This is a genomic window from Actinophytocola sp., assembly GCF_049647105.1.
In the GTDB taxonomy this organism is placed as follows: Bacteria; Actinomycetota; Actinomycetes; order Mycobacteriales; family Pseudonocardiaceae; genus Actinophytocola.
Genome location: NZ_JBARWZ010000297.1, coordinates 1 through 21,225, shown reverse-complemented (window position 1 = coordinate 21,225; position 21,225 = coordinate 1). Strand labels below are relative to the sequence as shown.

Below are 21,225 nucleotides of genomic sequence, written 5' to 3'. Positions count from 1 at the left end.
CGAGTCTATTCGCCTCGTCCGAGGAGACGGTCGCGAACGGCACCGAGTGCGAAGCCAAGGAGGTTGGGGCCCCGCCACTGCGCCGGGTCCCCTGCGCGGGGGTCGTCCGCTGCCAGGCCGATGCCCCAGACGCGGTCGAGCGGGCTGGCTTCGACGAGCACCTCGTCGCCGGTGCCGCGCAGGAAGGCTCGCATCTCGTCGTGCTGGGTGAACTTGAGGGTGTTGCCGTCGACCACGGACTCGAAGCGGCGCGCCTCCCATGCGGCCGGGTCGAAGTTCCTGACCTGGCGGCCGAGGTCCTTGGCCTGCTTCGGGTGGTCGGCGGCGAGGATTCGCGTGGCGGTGCGCTGGTCGTCGAACAGGATCGCCTTGCGCCACATCATGTAGTGCTCCGCGGTGGCGAAGGTGTGCTCGTTCTCGGTGAACGGAGCGGGGAACCACTGGCTGAGACAGCCTTTGCCGGACGGGGCGCCCTGGTGGCCCCAGAAGAACAGGAACCGCACCCGCTCGCCGTCGGCGAGCGCCTTCTCCACGTCGGCAACGGATCGCATGCCGCACATGGTGGCGCAGGGCTTCGTCAGGCGCGACCGAATTCGAACCCGGGTGCCTGCTCCAAGGCGCCGATGTAGGTGATGTCGAAGGACTCGAAGTTGTTGACCCGGAGCTTGAGCACGAGGCCGTCCTTGACGGCCACGAAGAACTCGGCGGGCTGCCGGGGGTCGTCGATGACCTGGTGCGTGCTGAAGATCGTCCGGTCGAGCATCGAGAAGAGCGCGGCGTAGACGGCGTTTCTGCGGGTCTGGGAGGCGGTCTCACTCCAGTCCGTCAGCAGGTCCCAGCCGTTCTGCAGCTGGCAGCGGGTCTGCGCGACGGCCTCGGACTGGTTCTGGAAGTCGTTCATGACGATTCCGATCTGCTGGGGAGTGCTGTGCGCCTGATACTCCTAAAGATATCGGCGTTACATAACACCGTCAATCAATGGTCGCGCGGATCCGCCAGGTGAGCAATCTGGAAGAAGTCGCCCTCAGACCAGGAAGTTCGCCAGCACGGCCGCGCAGCGGGTGATGTCCTCGGTCGGCACGTTCTCCTGCTGCGTGTGCGCGAGCGTGGGGTCGCCTGGGCCGAAGTTCACCGCCGGCATGCCCAGTGCGGCGAAGCGGGCCACGTCCGTCCAGCCCAGCTTCGCCACCGGGTCGCCGCCCGCGGCGGCCACCAGCTCCGCCGCCGAGGGCGCCGACAGGCCAGGCAGCGCACCCGCCGCGACGTCGGTCACCGTCACGTCGTAGCCGGAGAACACCGTGCGCAGGTGGGCCTCCGCCTCGGCAGGGCCGCGGTCCGGGGCGAAGCGGTGGTTGACGGTCAGCACGGCCTCGTCCGGGACCACGTTGCCGCTCACCCCACCGCCGACGCGTACCGCCTGCAGGCCCTCGCGGTAGGTGCAACCGTCGATGTCGACCGTGCGGGCGTCGTACGCGGCCAGCGTCGCCAGCGCGCCCGACAGGGCGTGGATCGCGTTCTCGCCCATCCATGCCCTGGCCGTGTGGGCCCGCCTGCCGGTCGTGCGCACCTCGATCCGCATCGTGCCCTGGCAGCCCGCCTCAACCACCGCGTTCGACGGCTCGCACACGATCGCCAGGTCGCCTGCCAGCCAGTCCGGCAGCTCGCGCTCGATGCGGCGCAGGCCGTTGCGGACCGCCTCGATCTCCTCGCAGTCGTAGAACACGAACGTCACGTCGTGGCGCGGCGTTGGCAGGGTCGCCGCGAGGTGCAGCATGACCGCGTCGCCGCCCTTCATGTCGACCGTGCCGAGGCCGTGCAGCCTGCCCTCGGTCCTGCGCAGCGGCAGGTTGTCGTTGACCGGCACGGTGTCCAGGTGGCCCGCCATGACCACCCGCGACCGGCGGCCCAGCGTGGTGCGGGCCAGCACCGAGTTGCCGGAGCGGATCACCTCGAGGTGCGGTGCCCGCGTGCGCAGCGCGGCCTCGACCGAGTCGGCGATCATGGCCTCGTCCCCGGACACGCTGGGGATGTCCACCAGCGCGGCGGTCAGCTCGACAGGGTCACCGGCAAGATCGAGTTCAACGGGCACGCCCGACACGCTACCCAGGGGACCGTTGGCTACCGTTGAGGCCGTGACTAGTGCAGACACCACCGGAGCGCTCGGCGTCGGCCTCGCGACGGTCGCCGACGACGGCACCGTGCTCGACACCTGGTTCCCGAACCCCAAGCTGGACGACAACGCCGTGCCGGGCACGCAGCGCCTGTCCGAGCAGCAGGCCACCGACGAGCTCGGCGCCGGGGTGTCGGCGCTGCTCGGCCCGGACGTCGACCGGGCCGTCGAGGTGGTCGCGGTGCGCACCGGCACGATCGACCTGTCCGCGCCGCCCGCCGACGCCTACGACGTCTACCTGCGGCTGCATCTGCTTTCCAGCAGGCTCGTGCCGCCGCACGGGTGCAACCTCGACGGCGTCTTCGGGCTGCTGTCCAACGTGGTGTGGACCAACCACGGGCCGTGCCCCGTCGACGGGTTCTCCGCCACCCGCCTGCGGCTGCGGGCCCGGGGGCAGGTCACCGTGTACGGGGTCGACAAGTTCCCCAGGATGGTGGACTACGTGATCCCGGCCGGTGTGCGGATCGCGGACGCGGACCGGGTGCGGCTCGGTGCGCACCTCGCGACCGGGACGACCGTCATGCACGAGGGCTTCGTCAACTACAACGCGGGCACGCTGGGCGCGTCGATGGTCGAGGGCCGGATCTCGGCGGGCGTGGTGGTCGGCGACGGGTCCGATGTCGGCGGCGGCGCGTCGATCATGGGCACGTTGTCCGGCGGCGGCAAGGAGACCATCTCGCTCGGCGCCGGCTGCCTCATCGGCGCCAACGCCGGCATCGGGATCTCGCTGGGCGACAACTGCATCGTCGAGGCCGGGCTGTACGTCACGGCCGGGACGAAGGTGACGCTGCCGGACGGGACGCTCGTGAAGGCACGTGAGCTGTCCGGCCGGGACGCGCTGCTGTTCCGCCGCAACTCCGCGACCGGCGCCGTCGAGGTCGTGGCGCGGACCGGAGCGGGCGTGGAGCTGAACGCGGCCCTGCATTCCAACTAGAGCGTGTCCTTTGGATCTTTGATGGAAGGTCTGGGCCCGATCAGCGGTTACCTCAGGGGAACGTGACGGCACTCAGCCACTAACCGCCTGCGGTCCTGGGTGTTGCTGGGGCGGGACCAACACTTTTGAATCCGGGGAGGCGGACTAGCACTTCCCCTGAGGCGGCGGCCGCGAGGCGCAGGGCTGTGCAGTCTGTGAGTGGCTATTCGTCCGGCACGCCCTAATGTTGGAACATGCCCGTTGATCCGCTGCGTGCCCGGCTTGACGAGCAGCTGAACGAGCTGCGCGTGCAGGGCGAGGTCGCCATGGCCGACACGGATCCCGAGGGAGTGCACCAGCTGCGCGTCGCCGTGCGCCGTGCGCGTGCGGCGCTGAAGACCGCGGGCGGGTTCGACGAGCTGCGGGGTGAGCTGCGCTGGTTCTTCTCCCGGCTAGGCCCGTTGCGTGACCTGGACGTGCTCCTCGAGCGGTTCCACGGCGACACCTCCGGGTTCTCCGCCACCGAGCTGGCCGCGTTCGAGCGGCTGCTGCTCCCGCTCACCGTCGAGCGGGCGCAGGCGTTGCGGCGCGCGACCAAGGCCCTGCGCGGCAAGCGGTACGCGAAGCTCCTCGACGCGCTGGCGGCCGCGACACCCTCCGGTGGCGAGGCGGCCGAGCCGGACATGGTCGCCGAGATCGAGAAGCCGCACGAGCGGCTGCGTGCCGAGGTGGCGGCCATCGGGCAGGACCCGACCGACGAGCAGCTGCACGACCTGCGGATCCTCGGCAAGAAGCTGCGCTACGTTGCCGAGATGGCGACGGGCAGGCAGGCCCGCGCGCTGGTGAAGGCCATGAAGCGGTTCCAGGACCTGCTCGGCGAGTTCCACGATGCCTGTGTCGCCGAGAAACGGGTGCGGGCGCTGACCCCCGCCGGTCTGGACGAGGCGTTCGTGGCCGGGCGGCTGGTGGAGCGGGAACGCGGGAAACAGCAGGCCATGCGTGCGACGTGGCACGACGCGTGGCTGGCGGTCGACAGCCGGGCAATGGCATTGCGGGCACAACCCGAGGCCCCTACGCGAGCAGGCGCTCCGCAGCGGCCGCCACGCGTTCGTCCGTCGCCGTGAGCGCGACGCGGACGTGCCGGTCGCCGGTCGGGCCGTAGAACGTGCCGGGCGCGGTCAGGATGCCGCGGTCCGCGAGCCAGTCCGCCGTGGCCCAGGCGTCCTCGCCGCGCGTCGACCACAGGTACAGGCCGGCCTCCGAGTGGTCGATCGTGAACCCCGCCGCCGCCAGCGCGGGCCGGAGCACCGCCCTGCGGGCCGCGTAGCGGGTCTTCTGGACGGCCACGTGCTCGTCGTCGTCGAGCGCGGCCGTGATCGCCGCCTGGACCGGGTGCGGCACGATCATGCCCGCGTGCTTGCGGACCGCCAGCAGCCGCGCGACCAGCGCCGGGTCACCCGTCACGTAGCCGGCGCGGTAGCCGGCGAGGCAGGAGGACTTCGACAGCGAGTGGACGGCCAGGAGCCCTTCGTGCGAGCCGCCGGAGACCGAATCGTGCAGGACCGACACCGGCGCGGTCTCCCAGCCGAGCGTCAGGTAGCACTCGTCGGACACCACGACCACGCCGCGTTCCCGCGCCCAGTCGACGACCTTGCGCAGGTGCTCCGGCGGGAGCACCTGCCCGGTCGGGTTCGACGGCGAGTTGAGCCACACCAGCTTCGGCTTCGCCGGGCCGACCGCGACCGTGCTGTCGGCGCGGAGGACCTCCGCGCCGGCCAGGCGCGCGCCTGCCTCGTACGTCGGGTACGACAGCGACGGGATCACCACCAGGTCACCCGCGCCGGCCCCCAGCATCGTCGGCAACCACGCCACCAGCTCCTTCGAGCCGATCGTGGGCAGCACGTCGACCGGGTCGACGTGCACCCCGTGCCTGCGCTCGAGCGCGCCCGCGGCGGCTTCGCGCAGCTCAGGGGTGCCGTGCGTGGTCGGGTAACCGGGGATCCACGCGGCGCCGGTGAGCGCTTCCTGGATCACCGTGGGCACCGGGTCGATCGGGGTGCCCACGGACAGGTCCACCAGGCCGTCCGGGTGTGCGCGGGCCTTCGCGGCGACGTCGGCCAGCGTGTCCCACGGGAAGTCCGGGAGCCGGGTGATCGTCACTCGTCGTGCTGGACGGGCGCGATGTCCTTGATCCACTGCGGGTCGTTGCCCGTCTTGCCCACCTTGGCGGCACCGCCAGGGGAACCGAGCTCGTCGAAGAAGTCGACGTTGGCCTTGGTGTAGTCCTTCCACTGGTCGGGGACGTCGTCCTCGTAGTAGATGGCCTCCACCGGGCACACCGGCTCACACGCGCCACAGTCCACGCACTCGTCGGGGTGGATGTAGAGCATCCGGTCACCCTCGTAGATGCAGTCGACCGGGCACTCATCGATGCATGCCTTGTCGAGCAGGTCGATGCACGGCTCGGCGATCACGTAGGTCACTGCTTCTCCTGTTTGACGTCCAGCGGGTCCAGCAGGCACGAGGTTACCGGCCGCCGCTAGTATCCCTCTCAGGGATCGACATCGTTCACTGTGGTGCGGTGAGTGTGGTAGCGAGCACCCTGCCCAGCACGATTGCCGACGGCAAGGCCCCGCACGCGAACAGCAGCAGCGACCGCCAGTCGGCGATCAGCACCATGTCACCGCCGGGCCCGAACATGCCGAACACGGCCACGACCAGGATCCACGTTATCAGTGGCGCGGCGGCCACCAGCAGCTTCGTCGACAGCGTCCCAGCCACCGAGACCAGCCACGGCGTGGTCAGCGCGGCCAGCAGCGCGCTCGCGGGCACTGGCACGCCGCCGAGTGCGTACGGCAGCAGGTAGCCGTCGAACCGCAGCGGCAGGAACAGCATCTCGAGCACCGCGAGCACCGCGGCGGCCACGACCAGGACGGCGAGGATCAACCAGCTCCGTACCGTCACTGGAGTCCGCCGAACAGGTCGGTCCCCGCGCCGCCGCCGTCGCCTCGGCCCAGCAGGTAGAACTCGGCCGCCACCAGCGGCTGCGCGATGCCGTTGGACAGCGCGTACGCCTGCGCCCCGTCCGCGTCCTGCCACACGCTCACCTGGGTCGAGTGCGCCGCGAGCGCCTCGAGCTTCACCGACAGCACGTCCGAGGTGTCGATCGTGGTGGTGATCGCCTCGTCGTCGGTGACCGGCAGCTCGTCCGGCAGGGGCAGCCGGAACGGCAGGCCGTCGTGGCCCGCGAGCGCGGCGACGCCCTCCTCGGTGGCGCGGCGGGACGTGACCGCGAAGAACACGCGGTCCACCTCGGGGCCGCAGGCCGCCATCGTGACGTCGTGGGCGCGGATGTGGTCGGGGTGACCGTAGCCGCCGTCCGGGCCGTAGGTGACCACCACCTGCGGGCGCACGTCCGCGATCACCTCGGCCAGCGTGGCCGCCTGCTCGGTGAGGTCGCCGCCCGCGAACGCACGCGGGTGGGCGTTCGCGTCGACCCCGGCCATGCCGGAGTCCCGCCAGCGGCCGACCCCGCCGAGCCAGCGGTGGTCGGAGACGCCGAGCGCGGCGCACGCGGCCCGCAGCTCACCGATGCGGTACCCGCCGAGCTGGTCGGCGGCGTCGGTGGCCAGCCCGCGCAGGCTCTCCGGGATGATCTCGCCCTCCTCGCCGAGCGTGCACGTGACCAGGGTGACGTGCATACCGGCGGCCGCGTACCTGGCGATGGTGCCGCCGGTCCACAGACTCTCGTCGTCGGGGTGCGCGTGGACGAGCAGAAGCCGTGGTGCCGCTGTGAGCGTCATCAGTCAAAGGTCCGTATCCGTGGGTCCAGCCAGGCGGTCAGGATATCGGCGAGCATCAGGACGATCACGAACAAGGCGACCGAGTACACGCTGACCGCGAGCATCACGGGGTGGTTGTTCTCGCCCATGCTGCGCACGAACAGGTAACCGAGGCCGTTGTACTGGAACACGGCCTCGACGAGGATCGTGCCGCCCATCAGCGCGCCGAGCTGCACCGCCGACAGTTCGGCGACCGGGATCATGGCGTTGCGGGCCGCGTGCTTGAACACGACCTTGCGCTCGGTCAGCCCCTTGGCCCGCGCGGTGCGGATGTAGTCGGCGTCGAGCACCTCGATCATCGCGCCTCGGGCCAGCACCACGGTGAACGCGAGCGCGCTGACGCCCAGCGTGAACGCGGGCAGGAGCAGCTCCTGCAGCCACGTCGTCTCCACGCCGATGGACCGGGGGATCGCGGGGAACGCCTCCCAGCCGAACACCGAACCGCCGGAGAAGGTGTCCCTGATCCACACCCCGAGCACGAAGAGCGGGAGCACGGTGATCGTGATCGACGTGAAGGTGATCACCGTGTCGACGAACGTGTGCCGCAGCCGGGCGGCGACGATGCCCAGCACCACGCCGAGGACGACCTGGATGGCGAGTGCGGTGAGCGAGAGCCGCAGCGAGTTCGGCGCCGCGGCGGCGATCAGGTCGATCACCGGCCGCCTGCGCTCGTAGTCCACGCCGAGGTCGCCGGTGAACAGGTGGCCCACGTAGACCAGGTAGCGGACGAACAGCGGCTTGTCGAGGCCGAACGTCTCGTTCAGCATCGCCCGCGCCTCCGGCGTCTGCATCCTCGGGCCGATCATCCGGAACGGGTCGCCCCACTCCGTCACGGCCACCAGCGCGCCGAACGTCGTCACGAGGATCACCAGGATGGCCTGCGCGGCCCTGCGGAGCAGGAACTTGCCCATCCACTACCTGCCCCGATGGATCTTTGTGCGAGTGCCTTGGCCCGACCAAAGATGGGCACGACCAGGGCGAAGACCATGCGCGTACCCGCGCACTTCACCATGGCGTGCCCACCCTCGGCACGTCGGTCAGGCGCGCACGACCTCGCGAAGGGACGCGAAGTGGCACGACGCCTGGTGGCCTGGGGTGCCTGCCACGTCGTACAGCGGAGGGGGCTCCTCGATGCAACGACGCTGGTCGGACTCCGACAGCTGCTCGAACTTCCAGCAGCGGGTGCGGAACCGGCAGCCCGACGGCGGGTTGGCCGGGTTCGGCACGTCGCCGCGCAGCACGATGCGCTCGCGCCGCCGCTCAAGCTTCGGGTCCGGGATCGGCACCGCGGAGATCAGTGCCTGGGTGTACGGGTGGTGCGGCCGGTCGAACAGGTCGTCCCGGTCGGCGATCTCCACCACGGAGCCCAGGTACATGACCGCCACGCGGTCGGCGATGTGCCGGACCACGGACAGGTCGTGCGCGATGAACAGGTACGTCAGCTCCAGCTCGTCCTGCAGGTCCTCGAGCAGGTTCACGATCTGGGCCTGGATCGACACGTCCAGCGCCGACACCGGCTCGTCCAGCACGATGAACTTCGGGTTCATCGCGATGGCGCGGGCGATGCCGACGCGCTGGCGCTGTCCGCCGGAGAACTCGTGCGGGTAGCGGTCCGCGTACTCCTCGGCGAGCCCGACGGTGTCGAGCAGGGTGCCGATGGTCTTGCGGTTCACCTCCTGACCGAGCAGCTGGTACTTCTCGGTCAGGATCTGCCGGATCGTCATGCGCGGGTTCAGCGACGCGTACGGGTCCTGGAACACGATCTGCATGTCCCGCCGCGCCCTGCGCAGGTCGTTCTTGTTCAGCCCGGAGACGTCGACACCGTCGAGCACGATCCTGCCCGACGTCGGCTCCAGCAGGCGCAGGATCGCCCGCGCGGTGGTCGACTTGCCGCAGCCGGACTCACCGACCAGTGCGACCGTCTGCCCCCGGTAGACGTTCAGGTCGATCCCGTCGACCGCCTTCACCTGGCCGATCGTGCGCTTGAAGAACACGCCGGAACGGATGGGGAAGTGCTTGACGAGGTTGCTCACCTCGAGCATCGGCCGCCGCGTCGACGCGGCCGTGCCGAGCCCTCCCTGCGAGGACGCCTGAGTCATTGCGTCACCCTCTCGTCGTTGGCCATCGCCACTCGGTCACTGTGCACGCATGCCGCGTAGTGCTGGTCGCCGTCCACCAGCTGCAGCGTCGGCACCTGCGGAGTGCAGGCGTCGGTCGCGAACGTGCAGCGTGGATGGAAGGGACAGCCCTGCGGCACCTTCGCCAGTGACGGCGGGATGCCCTTGATCGGCTGCAGCCTGGCCTGCCGGGACTGGTCCATCCTCGGCAGGGAGGACAGCAGCCCGTAGGTGTAGGCGTGCCTCGGCGAGTAGAAGATCTCGTCCGCGGTGCCGGACTCGACGATCTTGCCCGCGTACATGACGTTGATCCGGTCCGCGTAGGAGGCCACCACACCGAGGTCGTGCGTGATCAGCACGATCGCGGTGTTGCGGTCCTCCTGCAGCTTCTCCAGCAGCGCCATGATCTGCGCCTGCACGGTCACGTCGAGCGCGGTGGTCGGCTCGTCGGCCAGCAGCACGTGCGGGTCGTTGGCGAGCGCCATCGCGATCATCGCGCGCTGGCGCATGCCACCGGAGAACTCGTGCGGGTACTGGTTGAGCCGCACGGCGGGGTTCGGGATACCGACCTCGCCGAGCAGGTCCAGCGCACGCTTCTTCGCCGTGTGCTTCGAGACGTCCTGGTGGGTACGGACCATCTCCGCGATCTGGTCGCCGACCTTGAACACGGGGTTCAGTGCGGTCAGCGGGTCCTGGAAGATCATCGCGATCTGGCTGCCGCGCAGCTTGCGCTGCTGGCGCTCCGGCATCTTGAGCAGCGAGCGGCCGCGCAGGTAGATGTCGCCGGACGGGAACGTCGCGGGCGGCGACGGCACCAGGCCGAGGATCGTCATCGCGGACACCGACTTGCCGGAGCCGGACTCGCCGACGATCGCCAGCGTCTCGCCCTCGTTGACGCTCCACGAGACGCCGTCGACGGCCTTCACGGTGCCGAAGTCGGTCTTGAAGTGGACCCGAAGGTCACGTACCTCGAGCAGTGGGGCTGGTGGCCCGTCGAGGTCGATGTCGGCAGAGCCGGTCATCTGGGTGGTTCTCCTTGCGTGTGGCGGCTATCGCAGCTTCGGGTCCAGCGAGTCGCGCAGGCCGTCGGCCACGAACGCGAACACCAGGGTGGTCAGGCAGATCGCGGCGCTGGGGAACATCCAGAGGAAGTCCTTGCCGGCCACCTGAACCTGCTCGATACCCATGTTGATCATCCGGCCCCACTCGGGGGTGTCCGGCGGCACGCCGACCCCGAGGTACGCCAGCGATGCCATCGCGACGACCGCGACACCGATGCTGGTGAACGAGTAGATGAAGACCGGCTGGATCGCGTTCGGCATGATGTGCCGGACCACGATCCGCCAGTCGGACGCGCCGATCGAGCGCGCCGCCTCGACGTACTCCGATTCCCGCAGCGCGAGGATCTGGCCGCGCATCAGCCGGGCAGCGGTCGGCCAGCCGAGGATCACCAGCGCGACGATCACCTGGAAGACGCCCGTGCCGAACGTGCGGACCACGAGGATCGCGCCGATCAGGAACGGGAACGCCAGGAAGATGTCGGTGGTCCGCATGATGATGCCGTCGGCGAACCGGCCGCGGTAGCCGGCGAGCGCGCCGAGCGCGACGCCGAGGATCATCGAGCCGAGCATCGTCAGCAGGCCGACGAGCAGCGCGAGCCGCAGGCCGTACAGCAGGCCGGAGAACAGGTCGCGGCCGAGTGCGTCGGTGCCCATGAGGTGGTCACCGCCTGGCGAGGCCAGCGTGTTCATCAGGTTCTGGTCGTACGGGTCGTACGGCGAGATGAGCGGCTGGAGCAGCGCCAGGACGATCAGGATCACGACGACGACGAGCCCGGTAAGCGCGAGCTTGTTGCGCCGGAACCGCCGCCACATGTCGGCGAACTGGCCGTGGGACTTCTTCTTGGTCTGTGCGTCCGGCTCTGGCATGTCGTCGGGACCGGGGTGGTCCGCCGACTCGACGAACACCGCCTGTGCTGCCGTGGCCGGGTCAGGTGTGGTGGTCATGTCAGTCAGTTCCTCAGCTCAACCTGATCCGTGGATCCAAGTACGCGTACAAGATGTCGACGATCATGCTGAGCAACACGTAGATCAGGACCGCGAACGTGACGATCGCCATGATCACCGGGTTGTTGTTCTGCAGGATCGATCTGTACAACAGGAAGCCGACACCGTTGTACTGGAACAACGTCTCGGTGATGATCGCGCCGCCGAGCAGGACACCGATCCCGATGCCCACATAGGTCACGACGGGGATGATCGAGTTCCGGAAGGCGTGCTTCATGATCACGGTGCGCTCGCCGAGGCCCTTGGCGCGGGCGGTGCGGATGTAGTCCATCCGGAGCACCTCCAGCATGGAGCCACGCATGAGCCGCGCGATGAACGCCGCGTCGACGATCGCGAGTGTCAGCGCGGGGAGCAGCACTTCCGTGTACCACGGCACCACTTCGGTGAACGTTCTCGGTACCTGGGGGAATATCCAGACACCGGAGACGGTCTGCCGCAGCCAGACGCCGATCACGAAGGTCGGCACGCCGATGGCCAGCGTGGTCACGATGGTGACCAGGACGTCCCAGAACGAGTAGCGCCATACGGCGGCGATGATGCCGGCGACCACACCGATGATGACGTCGATGACGATCGCGATCATCGCCAGCCGCGCGGTGTTCGGCAGGGCCGCGCCGATCATGTCGGCCACCGGGCGTCTCTGGTTCAGGTCGATGCCCAGGTCCCCGGTGAACAGGTTCCCCAGGTAGGTCAGGTACTGCATCGGCAGAGACTTGTCCATGCCGAACTTCTCACGCAGGATTGCCTGTGTCTCGGGCGGCACCACCTTGTCTCCGTTGGAGGCGAAGGGATCCCCGAGCACGAAAAGGCCGATGAACAGCAGGATCGTCGCCGCGATCACGACCATGAGGGCCTGGGCGAGCCTGCGTATTACGAACTTCCCCATTGGTAAGCGCCGCTTTCTGAGCGTAACTTCGAAACTTCGTCCCGGTTGGAATCGAGGTTCCAACCCGATAGTGGCCGTGGCCCGGCTACACCGGACCACGGCCACCCAGGTTATTCAGTTACTTGATGCTGATCTCGTAGATGTCCGGGTTCTCGCTGAAGTCCATACGAAGGTTGATGAACTTCGACGTGTTCGCCAGACGGTGCTGGGTGCGGTTCCACAGCGGGATGAGCGCCTGGTCGTCACCGATAGCGATCTTCTCGGCTTCCTGGTACTTCTTCGTCCGCTCGGCCTCGTCCTTGGTGGCACGGCCGTCGGCCAGGAGCTGGTCGAACTCCTCGTTGCTGTACCGGCCGCGGTTGTCACCGACGGTCGGCTGGCCGGCCGGGGCGCCAATGGCGTCGGTCGACAGCAGCGGCGCGAGGAAGTTCTCCGGCGTCGGGTAGTCAGCACCCCACGCGGCACGGTAGATGCCGCTGGCGCCCGGCTGCTGCTCGTTGTTCAGCAGGTCGGGGAACTGGACACCGGACAGGTTGACCTTCAGGCCCAGGTTGGTCTCGAGCTGGTCCTTGACCGCCGCGGTCCACTCCTCGTGACCCGCGTCGACGTTGAACTGGAAGTTCAGCTCGGTGCCCTCGGTGAGACCCGCTTCCTTGGCGAGCTTCTTGGCCTCGTCAAGGTCGTACTTGCAGGCCCCGCAGATGCCCTTCTGGTAGGCCTCGGGGAAGACCGGCGGCACGAACGAGTCGGCCGGGGTCTGCGAGCCCTTGAACACACCGTTGATGATCGCGTCGCGGTCGATCGCCATGGAGAGGGCCTTGCGGGCCTTCGCCGAGTCGAGCGGCTTCTCCGTCACCATCACCAGCAGGTAGTTCATACCGTTGGTGTTGCGGGTGATCCACTGGTTCTGCGGCTCGTAGGTCGCGCGCGCCTGCTCCAGGACCGGGGTCGGCATGCGAGCCCAGTCGAAGGTGCCGTTCTGGTAGCCCGCGTACTCGTCCTGGTTGCCGTTCGGCGTGATCGTGATCTCGACGGTGTCGAGGTACGCCTTGTGGCCGATCGAGTAGTCATCGAAGCGCTTGAGCTTGATGCCCACGTCGTGCTGCCACGCGCCGTCCATCATGAACGGGCCGTTGCCGATCGGGGCCTCGACGTACGCGGTGTTGGTCGCCGGAGCGCCCGCGGTGGACGGGACCGGGCTGAAGACCGGGTGGAACGTGCGGAGGAACCACTCACAGTTCGGCTCGGTCAGCGTGACCTTGAGCTTGGCCGGGTCGGAGGCGTCCACGCCGGACAGCGCGTTCGCGGTACCGGCCTGCATCTCGTCGAAGCCCTCGATGCCGGCCAGGTGGTAGGCCACCTCGGAGGCCGACGCCTTGGCGGAGACACGCTCCCAGCCGCGCTTGAACGACTCGGACGTCACCTCCTCACCGTTGTGGAACTTCGTGCCCGTCTTCAGGTCGAAGTTCCACTCGCTGCAGTCGTCGTTGGGCGACCACTTGTCGGCGACGCCGGGCTCGGCAGCGCCGTCCGGGTCGACCTGGATCAGGCCGGTGTAGAGGTACTTGGTGACCAGGAGACCCTCGGACTCCTGGGCGTTGTATGGGTCGATGGCGGTCGGCTCGGTGATGCCGAAGTGGAACGTGCCACCCGGCTTGCCTTCCTTGATCTCGACGTCCGGCGTCTCGGGCCAGCCCGCGGACGGGGCGGCGTCTTCGCCATTGTTGTCGCCGGTGCCCTCGTTCGATTTCTGAGAGCACGCCGTGAGCACGAGCGCGGCAGCCGTGAGGCCAGCCGCGGCCCGGAGCCACGCTTGTTTCCTCATCAAGATAGTTCCTCCATGAGCGAGCACGCACTCGACGAGCGTGCGCCCGGTGTTGTCGTGACACATCGTGCACGGAGCCGGTGGGTACCGCGCGGTGGGGGCCAGTCGGGGAAGCACCGTGCCACCACGAGGTCGTCTCCCTGTTGGTGCGGACCACGTGTCATGTCGATCTTGTGACGCGTCAGAGCCCTGTCGCCGACGCACCGTTGCAGGACGGTAGGAACTCCGCCTAGTCCCGTCACGGGATTAGGCTTGATCGTGACCAAAGGGTGACACGGTGGTGGCGGGAAGCGATGCCGTGACTACCGCCCGCTGAAAACCGTGACTGGCAACCAACCATCGGGGGGTTGCGGCCCAAAAGCTCGGTTATCCATCCGCGTCCACCTGGGAACGTCCGGACGGCTGCGTAACGGGAACGTGAAAGTGGTTATCCGGGAATGGTGCGTGCGGCAAATGTGACAGCGCCGTAACCGTGCCGCTTTCATTTAGCTCGGGGAACGCGTCCAGAATGCCGCGCCGGCAAACGGGCCCGCGAACCCGGCGCCCGCCGAGACACCCACCAGTTCGCCACGAACGGCGAGCACGTCGGCCTCCTGGTAGAGCGGGATCGCGACCGCCGCGCGCCACACCGTCGGCTCCACGGAGGTCAACGCCTCGGTTACGGAGAGTGATCCGGTGAGTGCCGCGTCGATGGTCGGCTGGATCGCCGGGTCGCAGTAACCCGCCGGGTTGGCGGGCACCGGCGGGGTGGCGTCGGTGTCGCAGCCGAAGCCGGTGGCGAGCATGGTGGCCGGGTCGCCGCCGGTAGGCCGCGAGGTGACCGCGATGTCGATGACGTCGGTGCCTTCCGTCGAGTACAGACGCTGGAGGAGCTGGCGGCCGGGCAGCTCCGTGACCTCGGCGACCACGCCGCCCGCCGCGAGCTGGCGCTGCACGTCCTTCGCGATCCGCACGTCGGCGGGCCGTTCCTCGGCGGCGCCGATGACCAGCTCGAGCGGCCTGCCGTCGCGGGCCCAGCCCGCGCTGGTCCTGGTGTATCCGGCCCCGGTCAGCAGCGTCTGGGCGGCGGCGGGGTTGAAGACGAGGTCGCCAGGCTTGGTCGGCCGGTAGCCGGGCGCGGTCGGCGCGAGCACCTGCGCGTCGGCTCGCAGCTGCGCGGCCGGCCCGTTGCCGGTGCCGACGGTGATCAGCTGCGTGCGGTCGAGCATCGCGACCAGCGCCTGGCGCACGGGCAGGTCCGTGAGCTCCTGCGACGGTCGCAGGTACACGGTCGTCACGGCGGGCCGGGGGACCGTGGACGTGGTCACCGCAGGCGCGAGGTCGCCGATGGTCTTGGCGCCAACGGAGTCGGCGCGCACCAGCGCCATCTGGTCGTGGCCCTGTTCGAGCGCGTTGATCAGGGTGGGCTGCTCGGTGCGGCGCAGGACGATCCGGTCCAGCCGCGCGGGCTCCGCCCAGTACCGGTCGTTGCGCTCCAGCACGACCTCGCCACGGTCGTTGTCGAGCGTCTTGACCGTGAACGGGCCCGCGGTCGCCGGGAAGTTGGCCTGCAGCGCGCCTGCCCAGCCGCCGGGCGCGTCCTTGAGGATGTGCGCGGGCAGCAGGTTGGAGAACAGCGACCGCCAGCCCGGGTACGCCTTGCCGAACACGACCTCGACGACCTTCCCGCCGTCGCGGGCGTTGATGTCGGAGATCAGCCGGTAACCCGCCGAGTCCACCACGCCGGGCTGGCTCGTCATCTGCTCACGCAGGTACACGAAGTCCTCGGCGGCGACCGGCGCGGCGTCGGACCAGGACGCGTCGGCGCGGACCTGGTAGGTGACCGTGTACGGCTCCGAGCGCGTGACCTCGGCCGAGGACATCAGCGTGCGGTCCAGCCTCGGTGTTCCGTCCGGGCCAGGACGGAACACCGACGGCAGCAGCAGCGTCGACAGCGCGGTCGTGATGGCCGACTGGTCGGCCCAGTTGTGCGGGTTGTAGCCACCCGCGATCGTGTCCACCCCGACCACGGCCTCACCCGTGTCGACCGGAGCGTTCGCAGGTGAGGAGAGCGGCGTGGACTTCAGACGGGGGGCTGGGGTGCAGCCTGCGAGCGTGACCAACGCGACGAACGCGACCAGCGTCTTCCGCAACAACCTCACCTCCCCACCCCGAAACCCTGCCAGACTACGAAAACGACGCGCTCTGGGGCTACCGGGTTCCTGGTCAGGCGTCCCGGGACTTCTCGCGTGCCCGTGCCCGGCCGCGCTGGGTGCTGTCGAGAATGACCTTGCGGATACGCACCACGTCCGGCGCGACCTCGACGCACTCGTCGGTCGCGCAGAACTCCAGTGCCTCCTCCAGCACGAGCCTGCGCGGGCGGGCGAGCCGCTCCAGCTCGTCGCCGGTCGACGACCGCATGTTCGTGAGCTTCTTCTCCCTGGTCACGTTGACGTCCAGGTCCTCGGCGCGCGGGTTCTCGCCAACGACCATGCCCTGGTACACGTCCGCGCCGGGCTCGACGAAGAACGAGCCGCGGTCCCCGAGCTGGATCATCGCGTAGCTGGTGACCGAGCCCGTCCGGTCGGCGACCAGCGAGCCGGAGTGGCGGCCGCGGATCTGACCCGCCCACGGGAAGTAGCCCTCGAAGATGGCGTTCGCGATGCCGGTGCCCCGGGTCTCGGTGAGGAAGTCGGTGCGGAAGCCGATCAGGCCGCGCGACGGGACGACGTACTCGACCTTGACGCGGCCGGTGCCGTGCCCGCCCATGTGCTCGAGGCGGCCCTTGCGGGCGGCGAGCAGCTGGGTGATGGCGCCGAGGTGCTCCTCAGGCGCGTCCACGGTGAGCCGCTCGAACGGCTCGCACAGCTTGCCGTCGATGGTCCTGGTGACGACCTCGGGACGGCCGACGGTCAGCTCGAAGCCCTCGCGGCGCATGGTCTCCACGAGGATCGCGAGCGCCAGCTCGCCACGGCCCTGGACCTCCCAGGCGTCGGGCCGCTCGGTCGGCAGCACCCGCACGGACACGTTGCCGACCAGCTCGCTGTCCAGCCGGTTCTTCAGCATCCGCGCGGTGAGCTTCGTGCCGCCACCCCGGCCCGCGAGCGGTGAGGTGTTGACGCCGATGGTGACCGAGATGGCCGGCTCGTCGACGTGGATGCGCTCGAGCGGCTCCGGGTTGGCCGGGTCGGCGAGGGTGTCGCCGATGGTGATCTCCGGGATGCCCGCGATCGCGACGATGTCACCGGCCTCCGCGCTGGTGGCGGGGACCCGCTCGAGGTTCCGCGTGATCAGCAGCTCGGTGATCTTGACGTTCGTGATGCTGCCGTCGGCGCGGCACCACGCGACCTGCTGGCCCTTGCGGATGGTGCCAGCGTGGACGCGGCACAGCGCGATGCGGCCGAGGAAGCTGGACGCGTCGAGGTTGGTGACCAGCGCACGCAGCGAGGCCTTCGGGTCGCCCGCGGGCGGCGGCACGTGCTCGAGCAGCACGTCGAACAGCGGGTCGAGGTTCTCGCTGTCGGGCAGTTCGCCGTCGGCGGGCGCGGTCAGGCTCGCGCGGCCCGCGCGGGCGGAGGCGTAGATGACCGGCAGGTCGAGGATGGTCGCGTCGATCTCGTCCAGCTCGGTGGCGAGGTCGAGCAGCAGGTCGTGGGTCTCGGAGACGACCTCGGCGATCCGCGCGTCCGGCCGGTCCACCTTGTTCACCACGAGCACGACGGGCAGGCCGGCGGCGAGCGTCTTGCGCAGCACGAAGCGGGTCTGGGGCAGCGGGCCCTCGCTCGCGTCGACCAGCAGCACCACACCGTCGACCATCGACAGTCCTCGCTCGACCTCGCCGCCGAAGTCCGCGTGGCCCGGGGTGTCGATCACGTTGATGGTGACCGGCCCTTCGGGCGTCTCGCGGTGCACGGCGGTGTTCTTCGCGAGGATCGTGATGCCCTTCTCGCGTTCCAGGTCGCCGGAGTCCATGACCCGATCTATCGGCTCGGCCCGGGCGGCGAAGGCGCCGGTCTGGCGGAGCATCGCGTCGACCAGCGTGGTCTTGCCGTGGTCGACGTGCGCGACGATCGCGACGTTACGGAGGTCGGTCCTGGCGATCGCGGGCGTGATCGTGTCGGTGGCGGGCACGCGCGTGCTCCTGTTTCGTGGGTCTGGCGTCGTTGGCTGCGCGCGAGAGATTCAGTCGCGGCGTAATCGAGGATAGCTGGCCGGACTGGCGAGCCGATGAAAGGTTAGCTTAACCTTAGTCGAGTTCCACTCGGTTTGGAGTCGGTTTGGGCAAGCACAGGACCGCGGCGGACTACGTGCGGAAGTGGACCAAGGCGGGCAAGGTCAAGAAGAAGTGCTGCCGGTCGAAGTCCCGCTGCGGGAAGTGCCCGGTGCTCGCACTCAAGAAGGCCAAGGTCAAGCTCGTGAGGCGGGAGCTGAAGCGCGCGGCCTAGCGCGGCGGCCCGAAAGGCGGCTGCTGGGGAAGCGGGCCGGTCGGGTGCTGCGGCCGCGGCGGGCCCGCGAACGAGGGCTGGACCTGCGGTTTCGGCCTGATCATCCCGTTCAGTGCCACTGCCACGGTCGCTGCGGCGACCCCCGCCGAGCCGACTCCGAACGCACCCGTGGCCTTCGCCTGATAGTTGGCGCACGACCTGCTCGAATTGTTTTCTTGGAGCGACGGGCAGGAGTCCGTGCCGTCCACGACGATGACGCCAACCACGAAGGCTGTCACCGCCGCGCCGAACGCGAAGAACAGAAGCAAGCCCTGCAGAGCGCGGATCACGATGGCCATGGCCACAGAACGTATCTGGTCGGTACACTCGCCTGCATGCGCAACGTCACAACTTTGTGGTGGGCCGCCTGACGGCGGCCGAGTTCCTGTTGCGTTGACCACAGGCCGCCCGACCGGGCGGCCTTCTGCGTTCCAGGGGTCCGGCGGGCGGCCCCGATCTCGAGGAGCGTCGAGAGATGACCCGCCTTTCCGCGATCACCCCGTCCGGGCCCGGCCACGTCGGCAACTACCTGGGCGCCGTCCGCCGCTGGGCACGCGAGGGTGGCCCGGACGACCTGTACTTCGTCAGCGACCTGCACGGCATGACCACGCCGTACCACCCGCAGAAGCTGCGGGGCAGAACCCGTGAGCTGCTCGCCATCCTCATCGCGGCCGGGATCGAGCCGGACACCGTGTTCGTGCAGTCCGACCTGCTCCACCAGCTCGGCCCGCTGACCTGGGTGCTGGAGTGCTCGTGCGCGTTCGGGGAGGCGGCGCGGATGACGCAGTTCAAGGAGAAGAGCGCCGACCGCACCCACGAGGGCACCCCGGTCCGGGTCGGCCTGTTCACCTACCCGGTGCTGATGGCGGCCGACATCCTCCTGCAGGGCGCCGACGAGGTGCCGGTCGGCGAGGACCAGGCCCAGCACGTCGAGCTGGCGCGGGTGCTGGCCCGCCGGTTCAACAGCACGTACGGGGACGCGTTCGTGGTGCCGAAGGCGGTCACGCCGCCGGCGGGCGCGCGGATCAGGGACCTGGCCGACCCGGCACGCAAGATGAACAAGTCCTCTGGTGACTCCCCGGGGGTGCTGTTCGTGCTGGACGAGCCGGACCTGTTGCGCCGCAAGGTGAAACGTGCGGTGACCGACGGCCTCGGCCGGCTGGAGTACCGGCCGGACGAGCAGCCGGGCCTCGCGAACCTGCTGGAGATCCTGGCCGCCTGCCAGGGCAAGTCACCACGGGAGGTGGTGGCCGGGTACTCCACCTACGGCGAGGTGAAGGACGCGGTCGCCGACGCGGTGATCGAGGAACTGCGGCCGCTGCGCGAACGCACCCGCGAGCTGCTGTCCGACCCGGCCGAGCTGGACCGGATCCGCGCGGTGGGCGGCGCACGGGCGGCGGAACGCGGCGCCCACCGGCTGAGCACCGTCCTGCGACTGGCCGGCGTGGGCTGAACAGGCGGGATGCCCCGAAAGTCGCGGTGGCGTTCAGTGACCCCGCGTCCTTCGGGGCATCGGTCAGGCTGGGTCGCGCAGCAGTTGGCGCAGGGCGGGGACCAGCACCAGGTCGGCGGGCAGCCAGGGCACCGAGCCAAGCAGGCCCGCCGTGAGCCACCGCAGGTCGGCGTGGTCGTGGGGGTGTGGCTCGGCGTCCTGGTCGATCAGGGTGGCGCGGTAGATCCGCAGCAGCTTGCCCTTCGGCAGCGCCACGTCCGGGCCCACCGGGTCGCCGACCGCGACCCGTACGCCCAGCTCCTCGGCGCACTCCCGTGCCACGGCGGCCACGTCGGACTCGCCGGGCTCGACCCGGCCGCCGGGCAGCTCCCACAGTCCGGCCGCGTCCGCCGGGTAGGCGCGTTGCTGCGCCAGCAGGCGCCGTCCGCGCACGATGGCCGTTCCGACGACCACCCGCGCGTCCACCAGTGCCTCCGCCCGTGTCCGGATCCCGTCGGCCAGTGCCCTCAGCACGGCCGGCACCCCCGGCCGGTGCGTGCGTGCCGCGCGGAGGGCCGCGGTGCAGGTCACCAGCGTCCCGGCCGGGGTCCGCGTCAGCGCCACGTCCAGCCGGAAGGAGCGGTAGCCGCGCACCGCCACCGCCGACCAGCCGTCCACGGTGGTCGACACGACCCGGAACCGGCCGCCGAGCAGGGGGAACTCGTCGACGTGGTCGGGTAGCGCGGCGGAGGTGACCCGCTGGGACGCGTCGACCATGGTCGTCGTACGCAGGATCACGTCAGTGCCCGCCACCGCACCTGGAACCGCGCGCCGCCCTCCGGCGACTCGGTCACCTTCACCGCGCCGCCGCGCCGCCGCACGACCTCCGTGACCAGCGCCAGCCCGAGTCCGGCGCCGCCGGAGTCGCGGGACCGGTCGTCCTGCACCCGGTAGAACCGGTCGAACACCTTCTCCCGGTGCTCCGGCGCGATGCCGCGCCCGTCGTCGTCCACGACCAGCCATACCGAGTTCGCCCGCGACAGCACGGTCACGGTGATCCTGGCCCGCGCGTGCCGGGCGGCGTTGCGCAGCAGGTTGTCGAGCACCAGGTCGACCTCGGCAGGCGCGGCCTCCACCCAGCACGCCCCCGGCGCGAGGTGCGTCCCGACGACCGGGCCGCCGTCGGGGAGCCGGTCGATCGCCTCGCGTGCGGCCGCCACCACGTCCACCGGCAGCGCGGCCGGCCACTCGCCCGCGTCGGACCTCGCGAGCGCGAGCAGGCCGTCGACCAGGGCCGACAGCCGTTCCGACTCGACCACCACGTCCGCGAGCACCTCCTGCGACAGCTCCGGGTCCGGGTTCGCCACCGCCACCTCGGCCTGCACCCGGATCGACGCCACCGGCGAGCGCAGCTCGTGCGCGGCGTCGCCGGTGAACCTGCGCAGCCGGGCAGACGCCTCGTCACGCCGTGCCAGCAGGGCGTTCAGCGCCGCGGCCAGTGACCGCAGCTC

Annotated in this window: 22 protein-coding genes; 4 read left to right on the top strand and 18 right to left on the bottom strand. The window is 69.8% G+C overall.

The genetic code is table 11. The features are described from left to right. Positions 1 to 5: 5 nt before the first annotated feature. The 3 genes from WBA97_RS36270 to dapE all read right to left on the bottom strand — a co-directional run bounded on the left by WBA97_RS36270 (position 6) and on the right by dapE (position 2,089). Positions 6 to 551 (bottom strand): NADAR family protein, encoded by a 546-nt coding sequence (locus tag WBA97_RS36270; protein ID WP_424235542.1) that lies wholly within the window; start codon positions 549 to 551, stop codon positions 6 to 8. 26 nt (positions 552 to 577) lie between these two features. Beyond that, on the bottom strand, positions 578 to 901 hold the full coding sequence (locus tag WBA97_RS36265; protein WP_424235541.1) for a DUF6235 family protein: 324 nt from the start codon (positions 899 to 901) through the stop codon (positions 578 to 580). Between the two features lie 123 nt (positions 902 to 1,024). Continuing rightward, positions 1,025 to 2,089 carry a succinyl-diaminopimelate desuccinylase gene (dapE, locus tag WBA97_RS36260; RefSeq protein WP_424235540.1) on the bottom strand — a complete coding sequence of 355 codons (1,065 nt, stop codon included), beginning with the start codon at positions 2,087 to 2,089 and terminating at the stop codon, positions 1,025 to 1,027. 43 nt (positions 2,090 to 2,132) lie between these two features. Between dapE and dapD the strand changes: the two genes are divergently transcribed. Together dapD and WBA97_RS36250 are read left to right on the top strand one after the other, a co-directional pair. Beyond that, on the top strand, positions 2,133 to 3,104 hold the full coding sequence (gene dapD, locus WBA97_RS36255; protein ID WP_424235539.1) for a 2,3,4,5-tetrahydropyridine-2,6-dicarboxylate N-succinyltransferase: 972 nt from the start codon (positions 2,133 to 2,135) through the stop codon (positions 3,102 to 3,104). A gap of 233 nt (positions 3,105 to 3,337) precedes the next feature. Next, the gene (locus tag WBA97_RS36250; protein ID WP_424235538.1) at positions 3,338 to 4,207 is read left to right on the top strand and encodes a CHAD domain-containing protein; all 870 of its coding nucleotides are present in this window, start codon (positions 3,338 to 3,340) and stop codon (positions 4,205 to 4,207) included. Here the strand turns inward: WBA97_RS36250 and dapC are convergent. The 12 genes from dapC to typA form a co-directional block, all read right to left on the bottom strand. Beyond that, positions 4,155 to 5,243, bottom strand: coding sequence for a succinyldiaminopimelate transaminase (dapC, locus tag WBA97_RS36245; RefSeq protein ID WP_424235537.1), 1,089 nt, complete (start codon positions 5,241 to 5,243; stop codon positions 4,155 to 4,157). The genes WBA97_RS36250 and dapC overlap by 53 nt on opposite strands. After that, positions 5,240 to 5,566 carry a ferredoxin gene (gene fdxA, locus WBA97_RS36240; RefSeq protein ID WP_424235536.1) on the bottom strand — a complete coding sequence of 109 codons (327 nt, stop codon included), beginning with the start codon at positions 5,564 to 5,566 and terminating at the stop codon, positions 5,240 to 5,242. The genes dapC and fdxA overlap by 4 nt, the downstream gene beginning before the upstream one ends. An 85-nt stretch (positions 5,567 to 5,651) precedes the next feature. Then, positions 5,652 to 6,029 carry a hypothetical protein gene (locus WBA97_RS36235; protein ID WP_424235535.1) on the bottom strand — a complete coding sequence of 126 codons (378 nt, stop codon included), beginning with the start codon at positions 6,027 to 6,029 and terminating at the stop codon, positions 5,652 to 5,654. 14 nt (positions 6,030 to 6,043) lie between these two features. Continuing rightward, a complete protein-coding gene (gene mshB / locus WBA97_RS36230; RefSeq protein WP_424235534.1) occupies positions 6,044 to 6,886 on the bottom strand; it encodes an N-acetyl-1-D-myo-inositol-2-amino-2-deoxy-alpha-D-glucopyranoside deacetylase in 843 nt (280 codons plus the stop codon). Further along, positions 6,886 to 7,836 carry an ABC transporter permease gene (locus WBA97_RS36225; protein WP_424235533.1) on the bottom strand — a complete coding sequence of 317 codons (951 nt, stop codon included), beginning with the start codon at positions 7,834 to 7,836 and terminating at the stop codon, positions 6,886 to 6,888. The genes mshB and WBA97_RS36225 overlap by 1 nt, the downstream gene beginning before the upstream one ends. Before the next feature lie 126 nt (positions 7,837 to 7,962). Continuing rightward, on the bottom strand, positions 7,963 to 9,024 hold the full coding sequence (locus WBA97_RS36220) for an ABC transporter ATP-binding protein (RefSeq protein WP_424235532.1): 1,062 nt from the start codon (positions 9,022 to 9,024) through the stop codon (positions 7,963 to 7,965). Then, the gene (locus tag WBA97_RS36215) at positions 9,021 to 10,064 is read right to left on the bottom strand and encodes an ABC transporter ATP-binding protein (protein ID WP_424235531.1); all 1,044 of its coding nucleotides are present in this window, start codon (positions 10,062 to 10,064) and stop codon (positions 9,021 to 9,023) included. The genes WBA97_RS36220 and WBA97_RS36215 overlap by 4 nt, the downstream gene beginning before the upstream one ends. A 27-nt stretch (positions 10,065 to 10,091) precedes the next feature. Continuing rightward, positions 10,092 to 11,048 carry an ABC transporter permease gene (locus WBA97_RS36210; protein WP_424235530.1) on the bottom strand — a complete coding sequence of 319 codons (957 nt, stop codon included), beginning with the start codon at positions 11,046 to 11,048 and terminating at the stop codon, positions 10,092 to 10,094. Positions 11,049 to 11,061: 13 nt separating this feature from the next. Then, on the bottom strand, positions 11,062 to 11,994 hold the full coding sequence (locus tag WBA97_RS36205) for an ABC transporter permease (protein WP_424235529.1): 933 nt from the start codon (positions 11,992 to 11,994) through the stop codon (positions 11,062 to 11,064). A 118-nt stretch (positions 11,995 to 12,112) separates the two neighbouring features. Beyond that, the gene (locus WBA97_RS36200; RefSeq protein ID WP_424235528.1) at positions 12,113 to 13,819 is read right to left on the bottom strand and encodes a peptide ABC transporter substrate-binding protein; all 1,707 of its coding nucleotides are present in this window, start codon (positions 13,817 to 13,819) and stop codon (positions 12,113 to 12,115) included. Between the two features lie 485 nt (positions 13,820 to 14,304). After that, a complete protein-coding gene (locus tag WBA97_RS36195; RefSeq protein ID WP_424235527.1) occupies positions 14,305 to 15,960 on the bottom strand; it encodes an ABC transporter family substrate-binding protein in 1,656 nt (551 codons plus the stop codon). A gap of 64 nt (positions 15,961 to 16,024) precedes the next feature. After that, on the bottom strand, positions 16,025 to 17,929 hold the full coding sequence (gene typA, locus WBA97_RS36190) for a translational GTPase TypA (RefSeq protein WP_424235526.1): 1,905 nt from the start codon (positions 17,927 to 17,929) through the stop codon (positions 16,025 to 16,027). A 146-nt stretch (positions 17,930 to 18,075) separates the two neighbouring features. On the opposite strand from typA, the gene WBA97_RS36185 reads away from it, so the two are divergent. Then, entirely contained in the window at positions 18,076 to 18,243 is a 168-nt protein-coding gene (locus WBA97_RS36185; RefSeq protein WP_424235525.1) for a hypothetical protein, read from the top strand. On the opposite strand, the gene WBA97_RS36180 is transcribed toward WBA97_RS36185, so the two are convergent. Then, a complete protein-coding gene (locus WBA97_RS36180; protein WP_424235524.1) occupies positions 18,240 to 18,581 on the bottom strand; it encodes a hypothetical protein in 342 nt (113 codons plus the stop codon). The two genes, WBA97_RS36185 and WBA97_RS36180, sit on opposite strands and share 4 nt — an antisense overlap. A 176-nt stretch (positions 18,582 to 18,757) precedes the next feature. Between WBA97_RS36180 and trpS the strand changes: the two genes are divergently transcribed. Beyond that, a complete protein-coding gene (gene trpS, locus WBA97_RS36175; protein WP_424235523.1) occupies positions 18,758 to 19,735 on the top strand; it encodes a tryptophan--tRNA ligase in 978 nt (325 codons plus the stop codon). Between the two features lie 63 nt (positions 19,736 to 19,798). Here trpS and WBA97_RS36170 read toward each other — a convergent pair whose 3' ends face one another. Together WBA97_RS36170 and WBA97_RS36165 are read right to left on the bottom strand one after the other, a co-directional pair. Continuing rightward, the gene (locus WBA97_RS36170) at positions 19,799 to 20,200 is read right to left on the bottom strand and encodes a (deoxy)nucleoside triphosphate pyrophosphohydrolase (RefSeq protein WP_424235574.1); all 402 of its coding nucleotides are present in this window, start codon (positions 20,198 to 20,200) and stop codon (positions 19,799 to 19,801) included. Between the two features lie 308 nt (positions 20,201 to 20,508). Next, positions 20,509 to 21,225, bottom strand: a 717-nt coding sequence (locus WBA97_RS36165; protein ID WP_424235522.1) for a sensor histidine kinase, incomplete at its 5' end; no start/stop codon positions are given.

Bases quoted from the DNA above. Each gene is read 5' to 3' on its own strand.
- WBA97_RS36270 (WP_424235542.1), bottom strand. From the start codon at position 551: ATGCGATCCGTTGCCGACGTGGAGAAGGCGCTCGCCGACGGCGAGCGG.
- WBA97_RS36265 (WP_424235541.1), bottom strand. From the start codon at position 901: ATGAACGACTTCCAGAACCAGTCCGAGGCCGTCGCGCAGACCCGCTGC.
- WBA97_RS36250 (WP_424235538.1), top strand. From the start codon at position 3,338: ATGCCCGTTGATCCGCTGCGTGCCCGGCTTGACGAGCAGCTGAACGAG.
- mshB (WP_424235534.1), bottom strand. From the start codon at position 6,886: ATGACGCTCACAGCGGCACCACGGCTTCTGCTCGTCCACGCGCACCCC.
- WBA97_RS36225 (WP_424235533.1), bottom strand. From the start codon at position 7,836: ATGGGCAAGTTCCTGCTCCGCAGGGCCGCGCAGGCCATCCTGGTGATC.
- WBA97_RS36220 (WP_424235532.1), bottom strand. From the start codon at position 9,024: ATGACTCAGGCGTCCTCGCAGGGAGGGCTCGGCACGGCCGCGTCGACG.
- WBA97_RS36215 (WP_424235531.1), bottom strand. From the start codon at position 10,064: ATGACCGGCTCTGCCGACATCGACCTCGACGGGCCACCAGCCCCACTG.
- WBA97_RS36210 (WP_424235530.1), bottom strand. From the start codon at position 11,048: ATGACCACCACACCTGACCCGGCCACGGCAGCACAGGCGGTGTTCGTC.
- WBA97_RS36205 (WP_424235529.1), bottom strand. From the start codon at position 11,994: ATGGGGAAGTTCGTAATACGCAGGCTCGCCCAGGCCCTCATGGTCGTG.
- WBA97_RS36200 (WP_424235528.1), bottom strand. From the start codon at position 13,819: ATGAGGAAACAAGCGTGGCTCCGGGCCGCGGCTGGCCTCACGGCTGCC.
- WBA97_RS36180 (WP_424235524.1), bottom strand. From the start codon at position 18,581: ATGGCCATCGTGATCCGCGCTCTGCAGGGCTTGCTTCTGTTCTTCGCG.
- trpS (WP_424235523.1), top strand. From the start codon at position 18,758: ATGACCCGCCTTTCCGCGATCACCCCGTCCGGGCCCGGCCACGTCGGC.